The 22,232-nt window shown below is 57.5% G+C and carries 22 protein-coding genes and 1 tRNA gene; 9 read left to right on the top strand and 14 right to left on the bottom strand.

What is annotated here, in order from left to right; all coding sequences use genetic code 11:
- Positions 1–35: 35 nt before the first annotated feature.
- Positions 36–1,322, top strand: a complete 1,287-nt coding sequence (locus tag COL8621_RS05225; RefSeq protein ID WP_093966227.1) for an SDR family oxidoreductase — start codon at positions 36–38, stop codon at positions 1,320–1,322.
- The gene (locus COL8621_RS05220; RefSeq protein WP_093966226.1) at positions 1,319–1,786 is read left to right on the top strand and encodes a DUF2269 family protein; all 468 of its coding nucleotides are present in this window, start codon (positions 1,319–1,321) and stop codon (positions 1,784–1,786) included. The genes COL8621_RS05225 and COL8621_RS05220 overlap by 4 nt, the downstream gene beginning before the upstream one ends.
- Positions 1,787–1,833: 47 nt before the next feature.
- Here COL8621_RS05220 and COL8621_RS05215 read toward each other — a convergent pair whose 3' ends face one another.
- Positions 1,834–2,520, bottom strand: coding sequence for an SIMPL domain-containing protein (locus COL8621_RS05215; protein WP_093966930.1), 687 nt, complete (start codon positions 2,518–2,520; stop codon positions 1,834–1,836).
- Positions 2,521–2,677: 157 nt separating this feature from the next.
- On the opposite strand from COL8621_RS05215, the gene COL8621_RS05210 reads away from it, so the two are divergent.
- From COL8621_RS05210 to COL8621_RS05200, 3 genes are all read left to right on the top strand, one after another.
- Entirely contained in the window at positions 2,678–4,987 is a 2,310-nt protein-coding gene (locus COL8621_RS05210; protein WP_093966225.1) for a hypothetical protein, read from the top strand.
- A 279-nt stretch (positions 4,988–5,266) separates the two neighbouring features.
- Entirely contained in the window at positions 5,267–5,725 is a 459-nt protein-coding gene (locus COL8621_RS05205) for an Lrp/AsnC family transcriptional regulator (RefSeq protein ID WP_093966224.1), read from the top strand.
- A gap of 9 nt (positions 5,726–5,734) precedes the next feature.
- Positions 5,735–7,618, top strand: coding sequence for a monovalent cation:proton antiporter-2 (CPA2) family protein (locus COL8621_RS05200; RefSeq protein WP_093966223.1), 1,884 nt, complete (start codon positions 5,735–5,737; stop codon positions 7,616–7,618).
- A gap of 48 nt (positions 7,619–7,666) precedes the next feature.
- On the opposite strand, the gene COL8621_RS05195 is transcribed toward COL8621_RS05200, so the two are convergent.
- The 5 genes from COL8621_RS05195 to COL8621_RS05175 all read right to left on the bottom strand — a co-directional run bounded on the left by COL8621_RS05195 (position 7,667) and on the right by COL8621_RS05175 (position 12,460).
- Entirely contained in the window at positions 7,667–8,182 is a 516-nt protein-coding gene (locus tag COL8621_RS05195) for a CarD family transcriptional regulator (protein ID WP_093966222.1), read from the bottom strand.
- A 287-nt stretch (positions 8,183–8,469) separates the two neighbouring features.
- Positions 8,470–8,808 (bottom strand): ferredoxin FdxA, encoded by a 339-nt coding sequence (fdxA, locus tag COL8621_RS05190; RefSeq protein WP_093966221.1) that lies wholly within the window; start codon positions 8,806–8,808, stop codon positions 8,470–8,472.
- A gap of 51 nt (positions 8,809–8,859) precedes the next feature.
- Positions 8,860–9,234, bottom strand: a complete 375-nt coding sequence (locus tag COL8621_RS05185; protein ID WP_235823744.1) for an RNA-binding S4 domain-containing protein — start codon at positions 9,232–9,234, stop codon at positions 8,860–8,862.
- Position 9,235: 1 nt separating this feature from the next.
- On the bottom strand, positions 9,236–11,953 hold the full coding sequence (locus tag COL8621_RS05180) for a helicase-related protein (RefSeq protein ID WP_093966220.1): 2,718 nt from the start codon (positions 11,951–11,953) through the stop codon (positions 9,236–9,238).
- Between the two features lie 12 nt (positions 11,954–11,965).
- Positions 11,966–12,460: a tetratricopeptide repeat protein gene (locus COL8621_RS05175; protein WP_235823742.1), complete on the bottom strand. Its 495-nt coding sequence runs from the start codon at positions 12,458–12,460 to the stop codon at positions 11,966–11,968.
- Positions 12,461–12,595: 135 nt separating this feature from the next.
- Between COL8621_RS05175 and COL8621_RS05170 the strand changes: the two genes are divergently transcribed.
- The 3 genes from COL8621_RS05170 (at position 12,596) to COL8621_RS05160 (ending at position 15,870) form a co-directional block, all read left to right on the top strand.
- Entirely contained in the window at positions 12,596–12,883 is a 288-nt protein-coding gene (locus tag COL8621_RS05170) for an SCP2 sterol-binding domain-containing protein (protein WP_093966219.1), read from the top strand.
- Positions 12,884–12,886: 3 nt separating this feature from the next.
- Entirely contained in the window at positions 12,887–13,849 is a 963-nt protein-coding gene (locus COL8621_RS05165) for an alpha/beta fold hydrolase (protein WP_093966218.1), read from the top strand.
- Positions 13,850–14,046: 197 nt separating this feature from the next.
- Positions 14,047–15,870, top strand: a complete 1,824-nt coding sequence (locus COL8621_RS05160; RefSeq protein ID WP_093966217.1) for a M3 family oligoendopeptidase — start codon at positions 14,047–14,049, stop codon at positions 15,868–15,870.
- A gap of 385 nt (positions 15,871–16,255) precedes the next feature.
- On the opposite strand, the gene COL8621_RS05155 is transcribed toward COL8621_RS05160, so the two are convergent.
- The 6 genes from COL8621_RS05155 to COL8621_RS05130 form a co-directional block, all read right to left on the bottom strand.
- Positions 16,256–16,573 carry a DUF4389 domain-containing protein gene (locus COL8621_RS05155; protein ID WP_093966216.1) on the bottom strand — a complete coding sequence of 106 codons (318 nt, stop codon included), beginning with the start codon at positions 16,571–16,573 and terminating at the stop codon, positions 16,256–16,258.
- Positions 16,574–16,584: 11 nt separating this feature from the next.
- Positions 16,585–17,019, bottom strand: a complete 435-nt coding sequence (locus COL8621_RS05150) for a host attachment protein (RefSeq protein WP_093966215.1) — start codon at positions 17,017–17,019, stop codon at positions 16,585–16,587.
- A gap of 77 nt (positions 17,020–17,096) precedes the next feature.
- Positions 17,097–18,065 carry a Gfo/Idh/MocA family protein gene (locus COL8621_RS05145; RefSeq protein WP_093966214.1) on the bottom strand — a complete coding sequence of 323 codons (969 nt, stop codon included), beginning with the start codon at positions 18,063–18,065 and terminating at the stop codon, positions 17,097–17,099.
- Between the two features lie 24 nt (positions 18,066–18,089).
- Positions 18,090–18,905 (bottom strand): ankyrin repeat domain-containing protein, encoded by an 816-nt coding sequence (locus tag COL8621_RS05140; RefSeq protein WP_093966213.1) that lies wholly within the window; start codon positions 18,903–18,905, stop codon positions 18,090–18,092.
- Between the two features lie 159 nt (positions 18,906–19,064).
- Positions 19,065–19,958: an RNA polymerase sigma factor RpoH gene (rpoH, locus tag COL8621_RS05135; RefSeq protein WP_093966212.1), complete on the bottom strand. Its 894-nt coding sequence runs from the start codon at positions 19,956–19,958 to the stop codon at positions 19,065–19,067.
- Between the two features lie 152 nt (positions 19,959–20,110).
- Complete coding sequence (locus COL8621_RS05130) at positions 20,111–21,139, bottom strand: RluA family pseudouridine synthase (protein WP_093966211.1); 1,029 nt, start codon at positions 21,137–21,139, stop codon at positions 20,111–20,113.
- Here COL8621_RS05130 and COL8621_RS05125 point away from each other — a divergent pair.
- On the top strand, positions 21,138–21,440 hold the full coding sequence (locus tag COL8621_RS05125; protein ID WP_093966927.1) for a DUF6476 family protein: 303 nt from the start codon (positions 21,138–21,140) through the stop codon (positions 21,438–21,440). The two genes, COL8621_RS05130 and COL8621_RS05125, sit on opposite strands and share 2 nt — an antisense overlap.
- Here COL8621_RS05125 and COL8621_RS05120 read toward each other — a convergent pair.
- Positions 21,437–22,051: a CDP-alcohol phosphatidyltransferase family protein gene (locus COL8621_RS05120; protein ID WP_093966210.1), complete on the bottom strand. Its 615-nt coding sequence runs from the start codon at positions 22,049–22,051 to the stop codon at positions 21,437–21,439. The genes COL8621_RS05125 and COL8621_RS05120 overlap by 4 nt on opposite strands.
- Before the next feature lie 85 nt (positions 22,052–22,136).
- Positions 22,137–22,213 (bottom strand) — tRNA-His (locus tag COL8621_RS05115).
- Positions 22,214–22,232 lie beyond the last annotated feature (19 nt).

The raw sequence follows: 22,232 nt of genomic DNA, 5'->3' as shown, positions 1-22,232 counted from the left end.
CGGCGGCCCAGTTATTATACCAGATCGGTCTTTCTATGCCTAAAGCTGTCGTTCTCGGAGGGTACGGACTAATCGGGTCCGCCTGTATGCGATCCCTGCGCAGCGCGGGTTATCAGGTCATCGGCGTCGGCAGGTCGCACAGTTCGGCCCAAGCGGCCGATCCGGCGGCTCAATGGTTGATCCGTGATATCCCATCGATCACCCCCGACGAATGGCGCACACATCTTGCTGGTGTGGACGTGGTCGTGAACGCATCCGGCGCGCTTCAGAATGGGGCCCGCGACGATCTGGGCGCGATCCACGTAACCGCTGTTGAGCGGTTGGTCGAAGCCGCCCAAACCCTGCCCTGCCGTATTGTGCAGATTTCAGCGGCAGGCGTGTCTGCCACCGCGTCGACCAAGTTCTTCCGCACGAAGGCGCGTGGTGATGCCGTCGTTTCAACGCATGCAAAAGACTGGGTCATCCTGCGCCCCACCCTTGTGCTTTCTGCCGATGCCTATGGCGGCACAGCCCTGCTGAGGGCCGCGGCATCCATACCGCTGTTGGCTCCAGTCGTTTTGCCAGATGCGCAGATCCAGACCGTCTTTGTTGGTGACGTTGCTGCGGCTGTTGTTGCCGCTGCCGATGGGAAAGTGCCCTCTGGTACCGTTGCCGACTTGACCGAAAGCAAAACCCATTCATTCCCGGACCTAACGGCGACCATGCGGCGTTGGCTGGGCTTTCCTGCCCCGGTGTTCACGCCAAAGGTGCCAAGAGCTGCCCTTGGCTTTATAGGGCGTATTGCCGACTTGCTTGGTCATCTTGGGTGGCGCTCTCCTCTGCGCACCACAGCGCTCAAGGCGCTTGGCGATGGGATACGTGGCGATCCAACCGCCTGGGAGGTCGCCGGAGGTGCCCCCTGCCGCCCTCTGGAAGAAACGCTATCGCAGCTTCCCGCCACCCGACAGGAACGCCTTTTCGCCCGTGCTAATCTGACCATGCCACTGGCGATTGGTACGCTTGCCCTTTTCTGGGTTCTGTCTGGCCTGATCGCGCTTTTTGATGTGCGTGGGGCGATGGCCGTGTTGGCCGATGACGCCATGCCCGCCGGTGTCGTCGTCGTTGGCGGCGCGGTGGCGGACATCACTCTCGGGCTGCTGATCCTTTGGCGACCGTGGGCGAAAAGAGCCGCGCTTAGCATGATTGCGCTGTCGCTGGCATATTTGGGGGGAAGCGTGCTTGCGGCTCCTCAGCTGTGGCTCGACCCGCTGGGGCCGATGGTGAAAGTTCTTCCCGGTATTGCCTTGGCTGCGGTGGTCTGGATGCTGATGGAAGAAAGATGAGCTATGATGTCCTAATCTTCCTGCATGTGATCGGGGCCTGCGTCTTGCTTGGCACCGGTGCAGGCATTGCCTTTTTCATGGTCGTTTCCAACCGAAGCCGTGACCCCAGACTGATTGCCCATGTCGCGGGCATCGTTGTGCTTGCCGATACGGTCTTCACGGCAACTGCGGCGGGGCTTCAACCGATCACCGGGTACCTTCTGGCCAAAGAGGTCGGCTGGCCAATTTTTGAAGGCTGGGTCGCCGTGTCACTGCTGCTTTACGTCTTTGTGGGCCTGTTCTGGCTTCCTGTGGTTTGGATGCAGATCCGAATGCGGAACGTCGCACGGCAAGCTCGCGATACCGGGGCTGCGCTGCCCGCCGCCTATGACCGGCTTTATCGTTGGTGGTTCGCCTTCGGCTTTCCGGCTTTCACGGCTGTGTTGGCGATTGTCTGGCTTATGTTGAACAAGCCAGACATCTGATTACTCAGCCGCCACGGTGCGGCTGTTTGGGCCCATATCCGAAATGGTTATTGCGCGATTGCAAACACCATCGTGACAGAGGACGACAGGCTGACCTCTCCGGCGGCGACGGGCATGTCCGCCGACATACGTGCGCTTTCCATCATCAATGGCATCGGTACGTTGCCGCCCGCTTCGCTGATCGAAATGACCTGACCAAGGTTCAAGCCAGCCGCTTGTGCGTAAAGCGTGGCCTTAGCCATCGCATCGCCGACGGCTGCTCTGCGTGCTTCGTCTTGTGCCGGTTTGGGATCTTGCAACCCAAAGCTCAGCCCCCGGAACGTGTTGGCGCCAAGGTTAAGCACCTGATCCAGAACGCCCCCTAGGCTGTCCAGATCACGCACGCGCACCATCACGGTGTTTGAGGCGATAAACCCGTCAATCGTTGGGGCACCCGGGGTGCTGCTTCGATTGTTCCAGTTGGGGTTCAGGCTTAGATCACGTGTTTGTAGGTCACGGGGCGCGATACCCGCATTGCGCAGGGCCTCCAGAATATCGGCCGTACTTGCCGATGTCTGATCCATCGCTTCGGCAGCGGTTTTGCCGGCGTTGGTCACACCCAAGATAATCGTCGCCATATCGGGTTCGCCCGCAACTTCGCCCGTGCCGACCACTGTAATTGTGGGCACTGGCGCTTCGGCAAGGGCAGATGAGGCGATGGTCAAGCCGATGAACAGAACACTTAGAAAACGCATGAATTTCTCCTTCTTCGGGGTCAAGGTTCGCTTGTTTGACGCGCCACACAAGGAATTCCTTGGGAATGCCCCTCCTCCTCGGCGAAAAACTGCTATACTCTGACAATAGGCGCGTGCTGGTCTGCCGTTTTTATTGCTGCTGATGTAAACGAATGTAATGAAACCTCGTTTCGCTCTAAACCTTTCGCCTGATGGTATTGGCCTGTTCCACCGGAACACCGGCCGCTGGAATCTTGTCGGCGAAGTGGCGTTGGACGCACCCGACCTTGATGATCAGCTAAAGATGCTGCGCAGCACTGCCAGCGGGCTGGAAAGCGGCGGCGTGCTTAGCGCGCTGATCATCCCGGACGATCAAATTCTTTACACGGATGTTTCCGTAGGCACCGATAGCGAAGCCCACCCCAAGGAAGTCCGTGATGGGCTGACCGGGCTGACCCCTTATGACGTGGCAGACTTGGTTTTCGACTATAACGTCGAAGGTGATACCGCCAAGGTCGCCGTGGTCGCCCGCGAAACGCTGGAAGAGGCCGAGGCTTTCGCGACAGAGCATCGGTTTAACCCGGTTGCGTTTGTGGCTGCCCCAGATGGCGACGTTGTCCCACGCGCCCCATGGTTCGGCACCACCAAAGCGGCCCCAGACCTTATCCCCGACGACGAAACACTGGAGCGGGATAACCTGCCGCCCTTCGCATTCCCAGAGAAATCCGAAGAGCCCCCGCAGCCCGAAATTGACACCCCCAAACCATCCCCGGCGGCGCAGGCGGCCGAGGACGACTTTGACCATCTTTTGGAAGAGTCCGTCGAAGCGGAACCTGATGCGCCGCTCCAACTCACCCCGGCCGCGCCAGAAATTACGCCGCTAACCCCACCCGAGGTGCGCCCGACGTTTCTGACCACGCGCAGCGGCACCCCCGACACAGTTACAGCAGCGCAGATCACTACCGCCCCGCGCATTCACATGAGCGAACCGGCAAGCGTCACCCCGCCCTCCTTGGGGGCGGCAACGCGCAATGTCGGCGTAACATCGTCCGCCGCGCCGATGCTTGAACCCGAATACGTAGAGTCCCCGGCACCAGAACCGGAACCAATCGCGCCAGCCAAGACCAGCCAGAAAAAGCGTAAACCCAGCGCCAAGAAGGGGCGCAAGGCGGCCAAGGCAAGCCCGAAGGTGGAGATCAAGCCGAACATCACCGCCACCCCGATCGCGCTACCGCCCGCGAACGAGGCTGACGCGCTGACCGTATTCGGTGCACGTAAGGAACAGCCAGCACCGCGCAAGTCCCGGTCGCTAGGGTTGATGTTAACTGTGGCGCTTGTGGCGCTGATGGGGGCCTACGCCCTTTGGGTGTCCCTGTTTGCCACCGAAGACAGCGTTGCCGAGACCAACGAAGCGGTAACGGTTGCGGCACCTCAGGTCGAAGCCCCGGCAACCCTGGCAGTGCCCGTTCCGCAACCTATCGAAACGGCGGCCCCGGACCCTGAAGAACTGGCCGATGCCCCCGAAGTGACTGTTGAGCCGGCCCCAAACAACACAGCAGGCCCGGCGCCAACTGTCCCAATTGCGCCAACCGTTGATGGTTTGGACGACCTCTATATCGCATCAATTGATCCCGTCATTCCCGGGGAAGATGCAGTCGCGCTGCCACCCGCCGACAGCTTGATCAACGATGCAGCACTTTCGCCTCAGACCCTGCCCTTGGGCCCCGGGGTTGAGTTTCAGTTTGACGGCAACGGCCGGGTCGTACCCACGACCGAGGGCACATTGACCCCTTCGGGTGTGGTTGTCTTTGCAGGCCAGCCCCCAAAGGTTCCGCCCGCGCGCCCCGAAGCGGCCAACGCTCCCTCGCAACCAGAGCTGGACGCCGCCCAAATTGAACTTGACCGGCTGGCCGCGTTCAAACCGCGCGAACGCCCTTCAAACCTAGCCGACCGTCTGGAACGCGCGGAAACCGGTGGCGGCTTCAGCCGCGCCGAATTGGCCGCGATCAGACCTCGTGCCCGCCCTCAATCCGTTCAGGAAGTGCAAGAAGCCGAAGCGCCCGCCGAGCAGCCCGTGCAAGAACAGGCGCCGCTTGCGACAGCTGGCACAGTGCCAGTTTCGCCCAAGCCGCTTGGCCGCCCCGCCAGCCTTGCCGCTGCCGCAGAAAAAGCGCGCGCCAGCGAAACCACCCAAGTCGCCGCCGCCGTGCCTGCCAAATCGGTGATCCAACCGCGCCTGCCCTCGTCTGCTTCGGTGGCGAAACAGGCGACGCTTGAAAACGCGATCAACCTGCGAAAGCTGAACCTGATTGGCGTATATGGCTCCAGTTCAAATCGGCGGGCTTTGGTGCGCCTATCATCGGGGCGCTACGTTAAAGTGAAGGTCGGCGACAAGATTGACGGCGGCAAAGTCGCTGCCATCGGCGAAGACGAACTGCGCTATGTTAAGAATGGCCGCAATATCATTCTGGAAATGCCGAAAGGCTGATGAATGTGCAAACGCGCGCCTCAGATCTGATCTAAAGCGCGCGTCCTCCTCCCGACCAACCGCATTACACGGTGGCTCGGTACCCGTCGCTTTCAATTTGCGCCAGATTGACAGACTTTGAAAGAGCATTTCGTCCGCAATCCGCCCAAATTCTAGGCTGACTGGAAAATTTTGCAAATTTCGCGCATTATTATTGGATCTGACACATTTCATTCGCAGCCAAAGGGTAAAAAACCATCAACTGCCGCACTATATTTAAAAAAAACGCGGAGAACGCGCATGGAGCTCGATAAAACGGATGGACGGCTGCTATCTGCTCTCCAGACCAATGCACATCTGACATCCCAAGAACTTGGAGAGGTGTTGGGGCTTTCGCCCAGTCAGGTCGGAAGACGACGGCAAAGGCTGGAATGCGAAGGTTATATCACCGGTTATGCCGCGCGACTGGACGCTGAAAAATTGGGGCTTGGCGTGCAGGCCTTCTTGCAGGTGCAACTGGCAACCCACGCGCCGGACGCCGCAAACGAATTAAAAGAGATGTTGGCCAAGCTACCTGCCGTTACCGGCGCTTGGGCGATGACCGGCGACGCCGACTATTTGCTGCGCGTTGTCTGCGAAGATTTGCCTGCGCTGAACCATATCATCCACGATATTTTGCTACCACATACGGCAGTGTCACGTGTTCACAGCCAGATCGTTATGAACCAGTTTAAGGCCGACGCGCCGCTACCGACTTAAGGACCAAGAATGGAAGGCTTCCTACTTCTCGCGACTTTGTACCTGACCGCCGCCGTTGTCGCAGTGCCCATCGTTGCACGCTTGGGGCTTGGGTCGGTACTGGGGTATTTGCTGGCGGGCATTCTGATCGGCCCAGTCCTTGGCCTGGTCGGCGATACGCAGGCAAACGACCTTCAGCATTTCGCAGAATTTGGCGTCGTCATGATGCTGTTCCTGATCGGGTTGGAGTTAGAGCCGCGCGCATTATGGGACATGCGGCACAGGTTGCTTGGAGTCGGCGGGCTGCAAATTACGCTGACGACGGGTGCGGTCATGGCTGGCGCGATGTGGTTGGGTTTGGTTTGGCAAACGGCCCTTGCCGTGGGATTAACCCTTGCTCTGTCCTCGACCGCCATCGTGTTGCAAACGCTTTCTGAAAAAGGTCTGACCCGCACGGCTGGCGGGCGGGCGACGTTTGCTGTGCTTCTGACGCAGGACATCGCGGTGATCCCGATGCTTGCCCTCCTGCCCCTATTGGCGGTCAGTCAAAAGCCTTCTTTGGCGCCAGATGGTTCGGTGACACGCGCAAACAGCGCCGGCGTCGACGACCACGCCACCTCTATTTCGTTGATCGCAGATTTGCCAAGCTGGGGCGTGACGCTTGTTACCATCGGCGCAATCGTGTCGATCATCCTTGTCGGGCACTATCTAACTCGGCCTTTGTTCAGGTTCATCCACGGCGCGCGTTTGCATGAAATGTTCACTGCGGTCGCTTTGTTGATCGTCGTGGCGATTGCCTTTTTGATGAATCTGGTTGGCGTGTCGCCTGCGCTTGGCACGTTCTTGGCTGGCGTGGTTTTGGCCAACTCTGAATTTCGCCATGAACTGGAAAGCAACATCGAACCGTTCAAGGGCTTGCTGCTTGGCCTGTTCTTTATGACCGTCGGCGCGGGCATCAACTTTCACATTCTGTTTGGTGACCCGTTCAAAATCATCGGTCTGACATTGGCGTTGATGGTTATCAAAGGCACAATTCTTTACGGTTTGGGCACCGCTTTCAAACTGCGCGACGGTAACAAATGGCTGCTGACACTGGCGCTGGCACAAGCGGGCGAGTTCGGCTTTGTCTTGATCAGTTTTGGCCTGCAAACCCATGTTCTGACGCAATCCATCGGCCAGACGTTGCTGTTGGTAATCGCGCTATCAATGCTGCTGACGCCGCTGTTCTTTATCCTGCACGACTATCTGTCACGCCGCGCCGCCGAAGGGCCAACGCATCAGTTGGAAGCTGACGAAATCGACGAACAGCAGCCGATCATCATCGCTGGGATCGGGCGTTTTGGGCAGGTGGTGAACCGCATGCTTCAGATGTCGGGCTTCCGCGCCACCGTTCTTGACCATGACCTGCCAACGATTGAACTGATGCGGAAGTTTGGGTTCAAAAGCTTCTTTGGCGACCCGACGCGCCCCGAATTGCTTCATGCAGCGGGTTTGGACAAAGCCAAGGTTCTGGTGGCCGCGTTGGATGACAAAGACGCCAACACCCGGCTTGTTCGCTACGCGCGACATGAACGGCCCGATCTGAACATCGTCGCGCGTGCCCGTGACCGTGTGCATGTCTACGAGCTTTACCGCGCTGGCGCTGATCACATCGTACGCGAGATGTTCGATAGCTCGCTTCGTGCCGGGCGCTATGTGTTGGAAGATCTTGGCCTGACGGATTTCGAAGCGAACGAGATGGAAACCGCCTTTTACAAACATGACCGTATGGCGCTACGCGATCTGGCAGAGCTTTGGAAACCGGGCGTGCCGCTGGATCAGAACAAAGAGTATCTGGCCCGCGCTCAAGAACTGAACCGCGAACTTGAAACCGCGCTGGTCAGGCAGGACGTGGCGAAAGATACCGGCAAATAAAAAACCGCGCCCCAAGGGGCGCGGCCTTTTTAAGTCGTCGTGAATGGATCAGGCCGCAGCAGCACGCGAGATCAGAACCTCACCCACTTGTTCCTGCGCTTTAACCTCGTCCATGCCGCTAACAGCGGCAACTTCACGGGTCAGGCGTTCCAACGCGGCTTCGTAAAGCTGACGTTCGGAATAGCTCTGCTCACGCTGGTCATCGGTGCGATGCAGGTCACGAACAACTTCTGCGATGGCGATCAGATCACCAGAGTTGATTTTTTGTTCGTATTCCTGCGCCCGACGGGACCACATGGCGCGCTTAACTTTTGCTTTGCCCTTCAGCGTCGTCATCGCTTTGGACACAACATCAGGCGAAGACAGAGAACGCATACCAACTTCGGTTGCTTTGTTCGTTGGGACGCGCAGGGTCATTTTGTCTTTCTCAAAGGAAATGACAAACAGCTCTAGCGCGATGCCAGCAATCTCTTGTTCTTCGATCGAAACGATCTGGCCCACACCATGGGCAGGGTACACAACATATTCGTTCGGGCGGAAATCCCATTTTTTAGTCTTGCTCATGTAGTCGCTTCCTCGCAGACTCACTTGGCGACACGCATCCGGCCGAAAACGTCGCATTTCCGGCGTCAGGTTACCTTAGTCGCTAGAAAACCACCCCGCAGCTGAGTGTAACTGCGTGTGGCGATCAGGTTGAAAGATCTCTTGTCACAATAATGTAGCAAAAAATTCAGCCTTTTTAAAGCGCCGCGCCGCAGAAGCAGCAGCAAGCCACTGAATTTAATGCAAAAATTGTGCCGAATTTGCAACCACTTCTGGGTTGCGGATCACCGGCAGAACCGAATCAGGCGTTAACCGCCCTCGCCCGGTGCTTCCGAGAAATACTTGTTCAGCTTGTCAGTCTCGCCATCACGCTCTTCTGCTTCGGGCAGCTGATCTTTCTTCGAAATGATCACAGGCCATGCTTCAGAGTACTTGCGATTGAACTCCACCCACTTTTCCATGTCCGGCTCTGTGTCCGGGCGAATGGCATCGGCGGGGCATTCAGGCTCACATACACCACAATCGATGCATTCATCCGGATGGATGACCAGCATGTTTTCGCCTTCGTAAAAGCAATCCACCGGGCATACTTCGACGCAATCGGTGTATTTGCAGGCTATGCAGTTGTCGACGACGACATAGGTCATGCGGTTTGCCTCACTTCTCTTAACAGGGCTTAGCTAGACCAGCGCGCAGCATCATTCAAGCGGCCCAAAGCGGTTAAGATCGAGACTGCGGCGTTCTTTCTTCGTAGGACGCCCTTTTCCGTCATATCGGGGCGATGGTGGAACATCGTCCCGCTTGGGGGTCAGATCATCGTATAATGTTTGCGCCTCTGGCGCGGGTCCACGGCGTTCACCGGGCGCAATGATGCGCACAATCCGAATCTGCGAGCCTTGGGGGAACGTCAGCGTGTCGCCAGCGCCAACTTTATGCGCCGGTTTTGCGGCTTTGCTTGAATTCACCCGCACGTGGCCGCCGGAAACAACCTTGGCCGCCAATGTACGGGTTTTAAAGAACCGCGCGTGCCACAGCCATTTGTCCAGCCGGATCAGCGCGCGCGGTTCGGTCACTTTACTTCTTGTCCTTAAGTCCCATCAGCGCAGCGGCGAACGGGTTATCGGGATCAATCGGCTTTTCCTTACGCGGTGGACGCGCCTGATAGGTTTTGGCACCACTGTCGCGTGGTGGACGCTTGCCCTTACCCTTTGGCTTGCCTTTGCCCTGCCCTTGCGGGCGATCGCCACGTGGCTTGCCACCGCCCTGACGTTTCGGGGCCCAAGTGAAGGTGTAAAACACTTCCTGCTCGGCTTCTTCGGCAGCTTCTGGTGCTGGCTCTGCGTCGCCTGCGCCTTCAGCTTCTGGTGTGGCTGCGTCTGGCTGCGGCTCCGTCGCCGGTGCGTCTGAGGCCGCTTTGACCTTAGAGCGTTCGCCTTTTTCGGCCTTATAGCCAAGCCCCTGCATCAGATCCGCAAACTGTTCCAGCGTCATGCCCGTGATGGACAGCATATCTGGGTTAGCTTCGAACCCGCCACGGCTGTCTTGTGCCCTTAGCAGATCAGCCAAGCGTTCCAGCATATCGATGCGGATCGCACGGGTGCCTGCTTCGCGATAGCCGGACAGGGTGTAATACCCGTTCGGAATGCCGGGAACCGACGGAATGGTGACCAGACCGGGGGGCGGGCTTTCTGGGAATTCGTCAAGGCCCTGCGCCAAGGACCAAAGCACCAGGCGCAGACGGGTCGGCGCGGGCTTAAGAAGCAGTGGCATGAAGATCGTGAACTGACCAAAGCGGATGCCGTGCTTGCGCAGCGCGCCACGAGCGTCTTGATCCAGCTCTTTCACTTCGTTGGCGATTTGATCCCGCGGGATGATACCCAGCGCTTCGATCATACGGAACGCAAACCCACGCGGAAGGCCAGTCAACGTTTCATCACGCTGCATAGCCATCAGCGGCTCAAACAACGTGGCAACCTTACGGTCGATGAAGTGCTGCAAGCGGCGCTTCACCTTTTCGGCCACATCGGTGCCGGCTTCTTCGTCCACGAATGCTTCGACCTGCGGCTTAAGCGCCTCGGCGCCCGCAACCAGTTTCCCGATTGCATGTTCGCCCCACATCAGGCCGCCCTGTTCGGTGAAATCAATCTCCGTATCGGGGGCATTGTAGAAACGGTCCGCACGCAGGTGGAACTCGGGCTTCAGCGCGCCAAGGCTTGCTTGCCGCAATGTTTTCGCCTCATCCGCGCTGCCGCTGGCATCCTGCCGGAATCGGAACCCCTCAAGACGGCCAACGAATTGCCCTTCGACCGTCACTTCACCTTTATCGTTCACGTCGGCCACAAGGCCCTCCTTCTGCTTCAACCGGCGAAGAAGAACACTTGTCCGCCGGTCAATAAATCTTTGGGTCAGTGCGCCATGCAGCGCATCCGACAGGCGATCTTCTACAGCGCGGGTCGCCCCGCGCCAATGAGATTCGTCACTGACCCAGCCCTTGCGCTGCGCCACGTAAGTCCATGTGCGAATATAGGCCAGACGTTTCGACAATGTGTCAATGTCGCCTTCAGTACGATCTATCCGCTTAATTTGCCTTAAAAGCCAATCATCCGGCACGGTTCCGCCTTCGTGAAGGAAGCCGAAAATACGTTCTAGCATACTGACATGTTCGGCGGCGGAAATCCCCCTAAAATCGGGGATGCGACAAACATCCCACAGCAAACGCACACTTGCACCGCTGGTGACTTGATCGCGAATATCAGGAATTTCGGAAAGACTGCGCAGCGCATGAAGGTCATCTGCTTCGCGCGCGCGACTTAACCATTCATCCGCTGTCGGTTCTTCCAATGAGCGTATCAACCGGTCAGCCGTGCCGAAATCAAGCGACGCATTGCGCCACTGAAGTTTTTTGATCGGCGTGAACCGGTGGCTCATGATTGCGTCGGCCAGCCCTTCATCCAAGGGTGGGGCTTCGCCTGTTACGCCAAACGTACCATCACGCATGTGCCGCCCTGCCCGCCCCGCGATTTGGGCAAGTTCGTTGGGCTGCAACAGCCGCATCCGGCGGCCATCGAACTTTTTAAGGCCGGAAAACGCGACGTGGTTGATATCAAGGTTCAGCCCCATCCCGATTGCATCGGTCGCAACCAAATAGTCGACTTCGCCGTTTTGATAGAGGTCCACCTGCGCATTTCGCGTACGCGGCGAAAGCGCCCCCATAACAACGGCACAGCCACCTTTCGTACGGCGGATTAGTTCCGCGATCGCATAGACGTTTTCGACCGAAAACCCGACAATCGCAGAGCGTGGCGGCATCCGGGAAATCTTCTTCGACCCGGCATAGGTCAGTTCTGAAAACCGTTCTCGTCGCATGAACTGCGCTTTAGGCACCATTGCCGCGATTGCGCTTTTCATTGTCTCTGCGCCAAGAAACAGCGTTTCATGAAGGCCACGCGCACCCAGCAACCGTTCAGTAAACACGTGCCCGCGTTCCGGGTCCGCGCATAGCTGAATTTCGTCAATGGCCAGAAAATCCGCGCCGATATCTGTCGGCATCGCCTCAACCGTGCACACCCAATACTGGGTGCGTGGCGGTACGATGCGTTCTTCACCGGTGACCAGCGCAACCACCGACGGGCCGCGCAGGGCGACGATACGGTCATAAACCTCGCGCGCCAAAAGTCGCAGCGGAAGGCCAATCACGCCTGTCCGATGCGCCAGCATCCGCTCGATCGCATAATGCGTTTTGCCGGTATTCGTCGGCCCGAGGACCGCTGTGATCCTCCCGTCCTGCCGCATTGTGGTGGCCCTTTAAATTGTGATGCCGGAAACGCTTTTTTCCAACCGCTCGACCGCATCTTTTATGTCGGGCTCGTTGGGATGTATAGCGTGGGCAGCGCGGAACGCAGCCAAGGCTTTTTCTGGATAGCCAAGCTCTTCCATGACGGCCCCTAAACCGATCATCGCGCCGAAGTGATTGGGGTTCAGGCTTAGGGCACGCTCAATATCTGCCATGGCAGGGCCAAACAGACCGTGACGGAAATACGCGGTTGCCCGCGCATTGAAACCTTCGGCGAAATCGGGCGCGTGGTCTGTCAGTGCTGTCAGATGCTCAATCGCGAGAACAAAGTTCTCCTGCTCCATCGCGTCGCGGCCCCGTTGCAACAACAGATCCATCGAGGCAGAGCCGGATTTGGACCATTCTGACCAAATCTCATCTTCGACCATTTGCCAGTTGGGCAAGTCAGGTTCACGCAGGGTATCAAACAGCTCATCAAGCCGTGACTCGTCGGCGGAAACCGGCACAATCGCCAGCCCCTGCAGCAAAAATGCCGCTACGATACAATTGAGAATGAATCGAAGGGATACCATAACACTTAGAAGAGTAATACATTGGCGGAGAAAACCAAGAGCTCCGCAGCTCACAATTGGAGGAACGGCATGAGTGATGTGATCGAAGCAGCAGTAAAAGCGCTTAATGAAAAGATGGATGGTGGCTTTGACGGCACCGCCAAATTCATGATCGAAGGCGAAGGTGCCATCGTTGTGGATGAAAGCGGCGCGCGCGCTAGCGACGACGACGCCGAAGTAACACTGACTGCTGACGCGGAAACATTTCAGGCGATGATGACGGGCGACTTGAACCCGACTGCCGCCTTTATGACCGGCAAACTTTCGGTTGATGGCGACATGGGCTTGGCCATGAAGCTTGGCACAGTGATCGGCTAAGTCATGGAGGCTGCACCGTTTTTCAAGGATGTGGCCGACGGGCCAGAGGGCGCAAGCGCCTATTGGCTTTCAACGTCAGACGACGTGCGTATTCGCATTGCCGTTTGGAATGGTGGGGATAGGGGAACGGTTCTGTTGTTCCCTGGCCGCACCGAATATGTCGAAAAATATGGCCGCGCTGCTGAGGATCTTCGTCAGCGCGGTTATTCCTGCGTCGCGATTGATTGGCGCGGGCAAGGGCTGGCCGACAGGCTGGTACCCGAACGCGCTGTTGGCTTTGTTGGTCGGTTTCAGGACTATCAACTTGATATCGCCGCGCTAAATGCCGCACTTCCGGCGCTTAACCTACCGGGTCCGCACTATCTGATTGCCCATTCTATGGGCGGTTGCATTGGCTTGCGCGCCTTGATGGACGGCATGGATGTTCGCGCAGCTGCTTTTTCTGCACCCATGTGGGATATCCAAATGTCCACACTGGTGCGCCCCGCTGCGCGGGTGATTGGTTATGTTAGCCGCCCCCTTGGCCTTGGCGCGAATTTTGCACCGGGAACAAAAGCTATCTCATATGTGGCGGCGGCCCCGTTCGAAGGTAACGACCTGACAACCGACGCCGACATGTTCAGCTATATGAAAACGCAGATTTCGACCTACCCAGAGCTTTCGCTAGGCGGGCCAAGCCTGCGGTGGCTGCACGAAGCTTTGCGTGAAAACGCAGAGCTTTCTCGGCGTGCGTCGCCTGCGACCCCGGCGATTACGTTTCTGGGGGGCGAAGAAAGCATCGTTTGCCCGACTGCGATCGAAGACCGTATGCGCCGGTGGCCAAACGGTAAACTGGTCGGCTTTCCCAATGCCCGCCATGAGGTCATCATGGAAGAGACTGGCACACGGACGCAGTTCTTTGATCAGATGACGGCCTTCTTCGAAGACAGCCCCGAGACCGGCGCAGGTTTGCGGGCCAGCGCCTAACAGGCGGCCAATACATTCAGACCCCAGCCGAGCGAAAGCGCCACATCATGGGCTAAGCGCACGTTTCCGCTATTTCGACTATTCTGAAGCGCGACAACGCGCGTCCCGGTGCCCGCAACGCCTGTTTCGACCTCTTCCGCTTGAATACCCGGCCCTCACCTGCATATGTCATGGACAAACGGAAAAAGAGGTTCGTCATGCGTTTCACCCACCCTACCCCCGTCTTTGATGCCAATGCTTCGTCGGGCGCCAGCTTCGGTGATCTGCCCGAATGGGATTTGACCGACCTTTACCAAAGCGAAGACGCCCCCGAACTGAAACGTGACATGGACTGGCTGGAAAAAGCCTGCGCCGATTTCGCCGCAGATTACGAAGGCAAGCTGGCCGGTCTGGATGCCAAGGGCATGCTGGACTGTGTGCTGCGTTATGAACGGATCGATGTGATTGGCGGGCGCATCATGTCATTCGCGGGCCTGCGTTATTATCAGAACACCACGGACGCCGAACGGGCGAAGTTCTTTTCAGATTGTCAGGACAAGATCACCACGTTCACCACGCCGCTGGTCTTTTACACGCTTGAAATCAACCGCATCCCCGACGAACAGCTTGATGCGTTGTTCGATGCGAATGGCGATCTGGCCCGCTACAAGCCGATCTTCGAACGCCTGCGCGCCATGCGCCCCTATCAGCTGTCGGATGAGTTGGAAAAGTTCCTGCATGACCAATCGGTCGTCGGGGCCGCCGCGTGGAACAAGCTGTTTGACGAAACCATCGCCGGGCTGACCTTTAACGTAGACGGCGAAGAGCTGAACATCGAAGGCACGCTGAACCTGCTAACCGATCCCGACCGCGCAAAGCGCGAGGCAGGCGCGCGCGAACTGGCCGAGGTATTCGGCGAGAACGTCAAACTCTTTTCCCGCGTCCACAACACGCTTTCCAAGGAAAAAGAGGTCGAAGACCGCTGGCGCGGCATGCCCACACCGCAAACCGGCCGCCACCTGTCCAACCATGTAGAACCAGAAGTGGTCGAAGCACTGCGCAACGCCGTTGTTGCCGCCTATCCAAAGCTTTCCCACCGCTATTATGCGCTGAAAGCCAAGTGGATGGGCCTGGACACGATGGAAGTATGGGACCGTAACGCGCCCCTGCCCATCGAAGAGCCCAAGACTGTTGACTGGGAAACCGCGCAGAAAACAGTGATGGACGCCTATGCCGACTTCTCTCCCAAAATGGCCGAAATCGCAGAGCCGTTTTTTACCAAGGGCTGGATCGACGCGGGCGTGAAACCGGGCAAAGCCCCCGGCGCATTCGCCCACCCCACGGTTGTCGATGTGCACCCCTATGTGATGCTCAACTACCTTGGTAAACCGCGTGATGTCATGACCCTTGCGCATGAGCTTGGCCACGGCGTGCATCAGGTTCTGGCCGCAGGTCAGGGTGAATTGCTGGCTTCCACCCCACTGACGCTGGCCGAGACGGCTTCGGTGTTTGGCGAGATGCTGACCTTCCGCAAGCTGCTGGAAAACGCCAAGACGAAGGAAGAGCGTAAGACCCTGCTGGCTGGCAAGGTCGAAGACATGATCAACACGGTCGTGCGCCAGATCGCGTTTTATGACTTCGAATGCAAACTGCACGACGCCCGCCGCACCGGAGAGCTGACGCCGGACGACATCAACGCCCTGTGGATGAGCGTTCAGGCCGAAAGCCTTGGCCCTGTATTCAACTTCATGGACGGGTATGAAACCTTCTGGGCCTACATCCCGCACTTCGTCCACTCGCCCTTCTACGTGTACGCATACGCGTTCGGCGACGGCTTGGTGAACGCGCTTTACGCCGTTTACGAAGAGGGCGACGCAGACTTCCAAGACAAATACTTCGCCATGCTGAAAGCGGGCGGATCCAAGCACCACAAAGAACTGCTTGCCCCGTTCGGCCTTGACGCGTCGGACCCCAAATTCTGGGACAAGGGTCTTAGCATGATTTCAGGTATGATCGACGAACTGGAAGCGATGGAAGATTGATCACCCGGTACAGCGCGGCACGCCCGCGCTGTACCGCTCTGCCCCTTTGGGTCATCTCGCTATGCGGGCGGCGCAGTCCGCCCAACCGTTTGTGAGAAGCGTTTTGACAGCAACAACGCCTTTTCCCTAACGTCCGACGAGCCCGTTTTAGAGTTCCCAGTTTAAGCTGCTGAATGAAACAGCTTGGGCGGGCAGGATCAAAATCGTCAAATGGCTATTCGGAATCATTCTGGCTGCCGCGGTGACCGGCATCGCGGGCTGTTTCCTGTTTGTACCCTCTATCGTCGAAAAGGGTCGTAACGCGGTTGCGCTGCGCGCGCCCTACCCCGTTTCCGCCAAGGCGCAGGTGCGCAAGCGTCCTGCGCGCACGCCTGCCCAACTGACCTTATTTCCAAGCGGTCCAAGGAAAGGGTTTTTCCTCGCTCACCCCGGTTTGAAATTCAGCCGTTTTGGTCAACCAGCTGCCCAGTTGCTTGCCAAAATCAACGATGAACTGATTGCGTTCCTTGGTGAACAGCAACCAGCCGAATTGAACCAAAGCGCAAACCCACAAAATGGTCTCGGCGACGGCGAACAATATCGCAAGGATGATCATCCAAAGCCCGCGCAACCAAATACCGTCGCGTTTGGCATATTCGGGCGGCTTTGACTCTTCTGTTAAAGGAACGGGTTCGTCTTCGGGTGGGATGGTTTCGTCATTCATAATGCTCTCCGTCAAAATACGATCATATCATCGAAATGGGCGGGCAGATCCAAAGGTGCAAGTTTCAACAGGTCTTTGTCTTTGTCACCAAGCAAGACTTTGCGCATATCGGCGCTAAGGTCGCTGCGCAGTTCGCCCAGCATCTTGGGCGATGCCGACATAATAAACTGATCGAAACGACCATCGTCCCAGAACTGTTTTACCGCTTCTAATACTTCGACGGCAAATGCGGCGCGTCCCTGTTCGCGTTCGGACGCAGCACGATCAAACCCGTGGCGCGCCATTCCGCCCGACCCTTGAGAGCGACCCGGAATATCAGCATAGCGAACAGGCTCGCCGTGCTTCATGCCGCCAAGTTCGGTTAGTCCGTGGCCCGGACCATCGTTTTCAAAAAACCGGGCCTCGTGTTCATTGGCCAGCAAAAGGAATGTACGTTTGGCTTTCATCGGCCCCTCCAAAGGCTTGTTTCACGGGATCACCGTGCCACAAGCCAAAAGAGGATGCCTTGACCCATCGCAAACCTTTAGTTTGCGGCTGCGAACACCTGATCGATCATTTTCTGCGTCCCACGCGCGTTTTCCAACGTCCAAGCATAGGGTGCCCCGGTGCGCACGCTGTTGCAGAATGCCTCAACCTGCAGAACGTAGTGATTGGCGCTGGGGAAGGTTTCCACCACGGTCGAACCATCGTTGCGGCGATGTTCGATACGCGCTTCGCCAAAGACCAACGGATTAAAGGGCGCGGACAGGCGAATTACACCCTTCGTGCCGTGAAACACCATTTCTTGCCAAGGCTGCATCCGCATCGACAGAACCGAGAAGAAGCTGAACCCGTTGAATTGAGCGTTAACCTCAGCCTTCACATCGACGCCGTTTTCCCAAGTGACATGGGCCGAAACACTTTGCGGTTCCTGCCCGGTGACAAACCGGGTCGATCCAAAGGTGTAAACGCCAATATCCGGAATGCCGCCGCCGCCAGTTCCGGGCTTGTTCCGGATATTCCCGGGGTCAGCGGAATTGTCATAAGTAAACAAACCATTCACATGGCGCAGTTCGCCAATGCCCCCTTCCGCCACCAATTCCTTTACGCGCTGCCATTGGGGATGATGAACGATCATGTAAGCCTCTGCTGCCAAAAGGCCCGTGGCGTCACGCAACGCGATCAATTCATTAATTTCATCGGCCTTCATCGCAATCGGCTTTTCGCACAGTACATGCTTGCCCGCGTTCAGAACCTTTTTCGCCCACTCAACATGCAGCGAATTGGGCAACGGGATGTAAACCGCATCGATATCAGGGTCTGCAAGCAACTGGTCGTAGCTTTCATACACCTTCAAATCGGGGCAAAATTCGCGGAACGGGTCAGCCTTTTCCGCAGAACTGGTTGCAAGGGCAGCCAGTTTCGCCCCCTTCGCGGTGTGAATGGCGGGTGCCATATGTTTCAGCGCGAAATTGGCCGCGCCCAGAATACCCCAGCGTATCGGATCAGTCATCGTTTCCTCCCAGTTTCGGGCAACCTAGACCGATTGAAACCTGCTTCGCCAGTCCTGTTCGTCACGATCACCACGTTCCAGAAGAGCACAGATTTCCGACAGCCAACTAATCCGTCGGTGAATCGAATCTTCGTCTTTTCGAGAGGTCGACTGTGCCGCCGTTAGAATGGCCGTAAAGGCCGCCAACGGGCTGAACCCATCCCGTGCCTTCAAACGAGGCGCTGCACCTGAGTGGACAAGCAGAATTATGATTTCACGCAGCTCCTCCGTCGTATCGCCCCACGCGGCGGCCTCGGCACAAATTTGAAGCGTGCTGCGCCCAGCATCATCAATTAGCGCGGCATCGGCCCCATGTTCCAAAAGCAACCGCACGATTGGTGCAGATCGTGTTTCAGCCTCGACCGCCCAGAACAATGGGGCGCGGGCCATCGCACCGTGCCAAAGGTTAAGATCAAGCCCTGGGAGTTCCGCCTCGACCCTGAGAAGAACACCGCCCTTTATCGCGTCACGCAAGCCGATATAGCGCGGATCCAGACCATCCTCGGCAAAGGCGGCGGCGATGGGTGGCTCGTTCAACGCGACGGTTCCCGACGTCGCAGTGGTCACACCAGCGGAATCTGAGAAGTGCAAATGCCCTTCTGTTTCAATCCTGAACAGCGCGTTCTTTTCAAGTTCGATCAGCGCGTCTGGGTTCCCGCGCATCAGCGCACGCGCCATATCCAACTGCTCTTCATATTTCAGCCGGTCAACGTCGCCGTTTTGCCCCATCGCAGCAAGCATCGCCCGCCGCAACACAGCGTCGGCCGCACGGACAGCCTTTGCTTCATCGTCCCTATGCATTCCACACACACCATTCCCAAACACCGACCAATCCAAAAACAAGCATATTGGCCTGAGACAACAGTATACGCGATTTTCAAAAATTCGACGACAAGTTGAAAAAAGCCCCGCAAAACAAGTTGCGGGGCTTCCTCTTTTCTCAGATTGCCCAATTTTTAATCAGGCAGGGACCATGCCTTTGCTGCGTGCAAGTTCGGTCATGCGTTTTTGCAGCTTCTCGAACGCCCGCACTTCGATCTGGCGGATACGTTCGCGGCTGACGCCATAGACCCCGGATAGGTCTTCAAGCGTGACAGGCTGATCCTGAAGACGTCTTTGCATCAGGATGTCCTTTTCGCGATCGTTCAGGACGCCCATCGCCTCAACCAACATCTCGCGGCGGCTTTCCAGTTCGTCCTTTTCGGCATAGGCCTCGGCCTGATCGGCGTCTTCATCTTCCAGCCAATCCTGCCACTGGGTCGTGGTATCGCCATCTGAACCCACGGTCGCATTCAGCGACGCGTCCCCGCCCGACAGGCGACGGTTCATCGAAATAACCTCGGCCTCTGTCACGTTCAAATCATTCGCGATTTTGGCAACGTTTTCGGGGCGCATATCGCCCTCTTCCAACGCGCCGATACGGGCTTTTGCTTTGCGCAGGTTAAAGAACAGCTTCTTTTGCGCCGACGTCGTGCCAAGCTTTACCAACGACCACGACCGCAGGATGTATTCCTGAATCGAGGCGCGGATCCACCACATCGCATAGGTCGCCAGACGGAAGCCTTTTTCCGGGTCAAATCGTTTCACAGCCTGCATAAGGCCCACGTTTGCTTCGGAAATCACTTCGGCCTGTGGCAAGCCATAGCCGCGATAACCCATGGCGATCTTGGCCGCCAATCGCAGGTGCGACGTCACCATACGGTGCGCTGCGTCGGTATCCTGATGATCGACCCAGCGTTTCGCCAGCATATATTCTTCTTCCGGCTCTAGCAGAGGAAATTTGCGAATTTCCTGAAGATACCGGTTCATGCCCCCTTCGGGACTCGGTGCGGGAAGATTTGCGTAGTTGCTCATTTCGGTCCCTCAATTCCCTTTACGTTGGGATAGATATAGGAACTAAACCGATTGGTTCAAGTTCCCGCTAACATCCATTAAACGCCAGATAAGAGGATTTCCGTCGAAATTCTGTGAATATGTCTAAATTTCACAGTTTTGTGCAGCGTGTTTCACCCCCGCAATGCCGCGATCAGCTGGGACATATCGTCGGGCAAAGGTGCTTCGAACGATAATTCTTCGCCGGTTTCCGGGTGAATAAAGCCCAAAGTTGCCGCATGAAGAGCCTGCCGCGGGAACGAGGCTGCAGCAGCAGCGCCCGCCTGCCCAACCGATTTTTCCGCCAATTTCCGGCGTCCACCATAGGTTTGATCGCCGATCAGCCCAAAGCCCGCATGGGCCATATGCACCCTGATCTGGTGTGTGCGCCCGGTTTCAAGCCAGCATTCGATCAGCGAGGCAACCGGCGGCTTGCCAAACGCCTCTAAGATACGTGCGCGTGTCACTGCGTGGCGACCACCATGGAACAACACCGCCTGTTTTTGGCGGTCCGTTTTGTGGCGCGCCAGCTGAGTGGTGATTTTCAGGATATTCCCAGGTTCAAAACTGGTGCCCCGCACGCCGCGCAAACGCGGATCGCCCGCGTCAGGAACCCCATACACAATCGCGTTGTAGTGCCGCTTGACGGTATGCGCCTCAAACTGCGCCGCAAGGCCGGTATGGGCCTTGTCTGATTTCGCCGCGACAATCAGGCCCGATGTATCCTTATCGATTCGGTGAACGATACCGGGGCGTTTTTCCCCGCCAATGCCAGACAGCGTATCGCCACAATGCGCCAACAGCGCATTCACCAGCGTGCCAGAGGGCGTTCCGGGTGCGGGATGCACAACCATGCCAACGGGCTTGTTCACGACGATCAGATGCGCATCCTCATAGACGACATCCAACGGGATATCTTCGGGGCGGGTTTCAACCTCCTCCGCCTCGGCGAAGGTAATGTCCAACACGTCCCCCTCGGCGACCTTAGCGCGCGGGTCTGTTATGACCTGCCCGGCCATCGTGACGCTGCCATCGGCAAGCAACTTGGCCAAACGGGAACGGGAAAGCCCCTCCCCCTCTGGCACGTCGCGCGAAAGGGCCTTATCAAGACGAGCGGGCGGATTTGGCCCGATGACCACCGAAAGGCGGCGAGACGTGGACATGAACGAAGCTCCGATACCGGGGGAAGAGCCCCCCAACCTGCGTTTTTTGCGCATCCTTGTGACGGTCCTTACCGCCACGATGATTGCGGGCCTTTTAGTGATCATCGCGCTGATTGTCATCCGCTTCTCTGGCGAATCCCGCGTATCCTTGCCCGACGAGATAACCTTACCCGACGGTGCAACCGCCACAGCCTTTACCCAAGGTGCGGGTTGGTACGCGGTTGTGACCGCTGATCAGCGCATTCTAATCTTTGATATCGCCAGCGGCGCGATGACCCAAGAAATCGCGATCAGCCACTAGTCGGCGGGCGGAAACACTTTGCGCGCCAGCAAAACCCGCGATGCGGCTGTGAAAAAGCACAACGCGCCGAAGGCCCATGCCAACGGTGCAAACCACGCGGGCCACAAGCACAGCGCGACGAAGAATCCGATGGTTTCCGTGCCTTCCAGCAATCCGCCGGTGAAATACAGCGATTTCACGCCGCGGGCCGATGTTTCCATCTTTCGTTTCTCGGCCAGAATGGCAAAGCCCAGAAAGCTGGCCCCATTGGCATAAAAGCTGGTTAACAGAAACGCGCCCGCGGCACCGTTCTGCGCGGGATCGGCCCAAACGAACGCCATAGGCACCGCGCCGTAAAATACGAAATCCGAAACGATATCGAAATATCCGCCGAAATCGGTCTTGCGCGTTGCGCGGGCAATTGCACCATCCAATCCATCGGCCAAGCGGCTTGCCAATAACGGCACCAGCGCAAGGAACGGCGCCCCCAGCGCAATCACCACAGCCGATAACAGGCCAAGCGCCAACCCAACGGCCGTAACCGAATCTGCCGACACCCCACGCCGCGCCAGCCCGGCCCCTATCCGGTTCAGCGCCGGATCGATCAATTTTCGCATGGCTGCGTCAAGCATTACCCATCCCCCTGCGTGAATGATTTCATGCAAACGGACGATCGGCACAAGGCAGATAACGAAGATTTTGACGGATGGGTTAGGATGGTACCACCTCCCCGGTTCGAACGGGGGACCTCTTGATCCACAATCAAGCGCTCTAACCAACTGAGCTAAGGCGGCACTGGCGCTGGATTTAGCG

This window comes from Actibacterium lipolyticum (assembly GCF_900184935.1).
Taxonomy (GTDB): domain Bacteria; phylum Pseudomonadota; class Alphaproteobacteria; order Rhodobacterales; family Rhodobacteraceae; genus Actibacterium_A; species Actibacterium_A lipolyticum.
This window is presented reverse-complemented; position numbering and strand designations above follow the sequence as displayed.

Coding starts and splice junctions, on each gene's coding strand:
- COL8621_RS05155 (WP_093966216.1), bottom strand. CDS start 16,573: ATGAATGACGAAACCATCCCACCCGAAGACGAACCCGTTCCTTTAACA.
- COL8621_RS05220 (WP_093966226.1), top strand. CDS start 1,319: ATGAGCTATGATGTCCTAATCTTCCTGCATGTGATCGGGGCCTGCGTC.
- COL8621_RS05150 (WP_093966215.1), bottom strand. CDS start 17,019: ATGAAAGCCAAACGTACATTCCTTTTGCTGGCCAATGAACACGAGGCC.
- COL8621_RS05140 (WP_093966213.1), bottom strand. CDS start 18,905: ATGCATAGGGACGATGAAGCAAAGGCTGTCCGTGCGGCCGACGCTGTG.
- COL8621_RS05205 (WP_093966224.1), top strand. CDS start 5,267: ATGGAGCTCGATAAAACGGATGGACGGCTGCTATCTGCTCTCCAGACC.
- COL8621_RS05120 (WP_093966210.1), bottom strand. CDS start 22,051: ATGCTTGACGCAGCCATGCGAAAATTGATCGATCCGGCGCTGAACCGG.
- COL8621_RS05160 (WP_093966217.1), top strand. CDS start 14,047: ATGCGTTTCACCCACCCTACCCCCGTCTTTGATGCCAATGCTTCGTCG.
- COL8621_RS05125 (WP_093966927.1), top strand. CDS start 21,138: ATGAACGAAGCTCCGATACCGGGGGAAGAGCCCCCCAACCTGCGTTTT.
- COL8621_RS05225 (WP_093966227.1), top strand. CDS start 36: ATGCCTAAAGCTGTCGTTCTCGGAGGGTACGGACTAATCGGGTCCGCC.
- COL8621_RS05210 (WP_093966225.1), top strand. CDS start 2,678: ATGAAACCTCGTTTCGCTCTAAACCTTTCGCCTGATGGTATTGGCCTG.
- COL8621_RS05145 (WP_093966214.1), bottom strand. CDS start 18,065: ATGACTGATCCGATACGCTGGGGTATTCTGGGCGCGGCCAATTTCGCG.
- rpoH (WP_093966212.1), bottom strand. CDS start 19,958: ATGAGCAACTACGCAAATCTTCCCGCACCGAGTCCCGAAGGGGGCATG.
- COL8621_RS05200 (WP_093966223.1), top strand. CDS start 5,735: ATGGAAGGCTTCCTACTTCTCGCGACTTTGTACCTGACCGCCGCCGTT.
- COL8621_RS05215 (WP_093966930.1), bottom strand. CDS start 2,520: ATGCGTTTTCTAAGTGTTCTGTTCATCGGCTTGACCATCGCCTCATCT.
- COL8621_RS05195 (WP_093966222.1), bottom strand. CDS start 8,182: ATGAGCAAGACTAAAAAATGGGATTTCCGCCCGAACGAATATGTTGTG.
- fdxA (WP_093966221.1), bottom strand. CDS start 8,808: ATGACCTATGTCGTCGTCGACAACTGCATAGCCTGCAAATACACCGAT.
- COL8621_RS05130 (WP_093966211.1), bottom strand. CDS start 21,139: ATGTCCACGTCTCGCCGCCTTTCGGTGGTCATCGGGCCAAATCCGCCC.
- COL8621_RS05165 (WP_093966218.1), top strand. CDS start 12,887: ATGGAGGCTGCACCGTTTTTCAAGGATGTGGCCGACGGGCCAGAGGGC.
- COL8621_RS05170 (WP_093966219.1), top strand. CDS start 12,596: ATGAGTGATGTGATCGAAGCAGCAGTAAAAGCGCTTAATGAAAAGATG.
- COL8621_RS05180 (WP_093966220.1), bottom strand. CDS start 11,953: ATGCGGCAGGACGGGAGGATCACAGCGGTCCTCGGGCCGACGAATACC.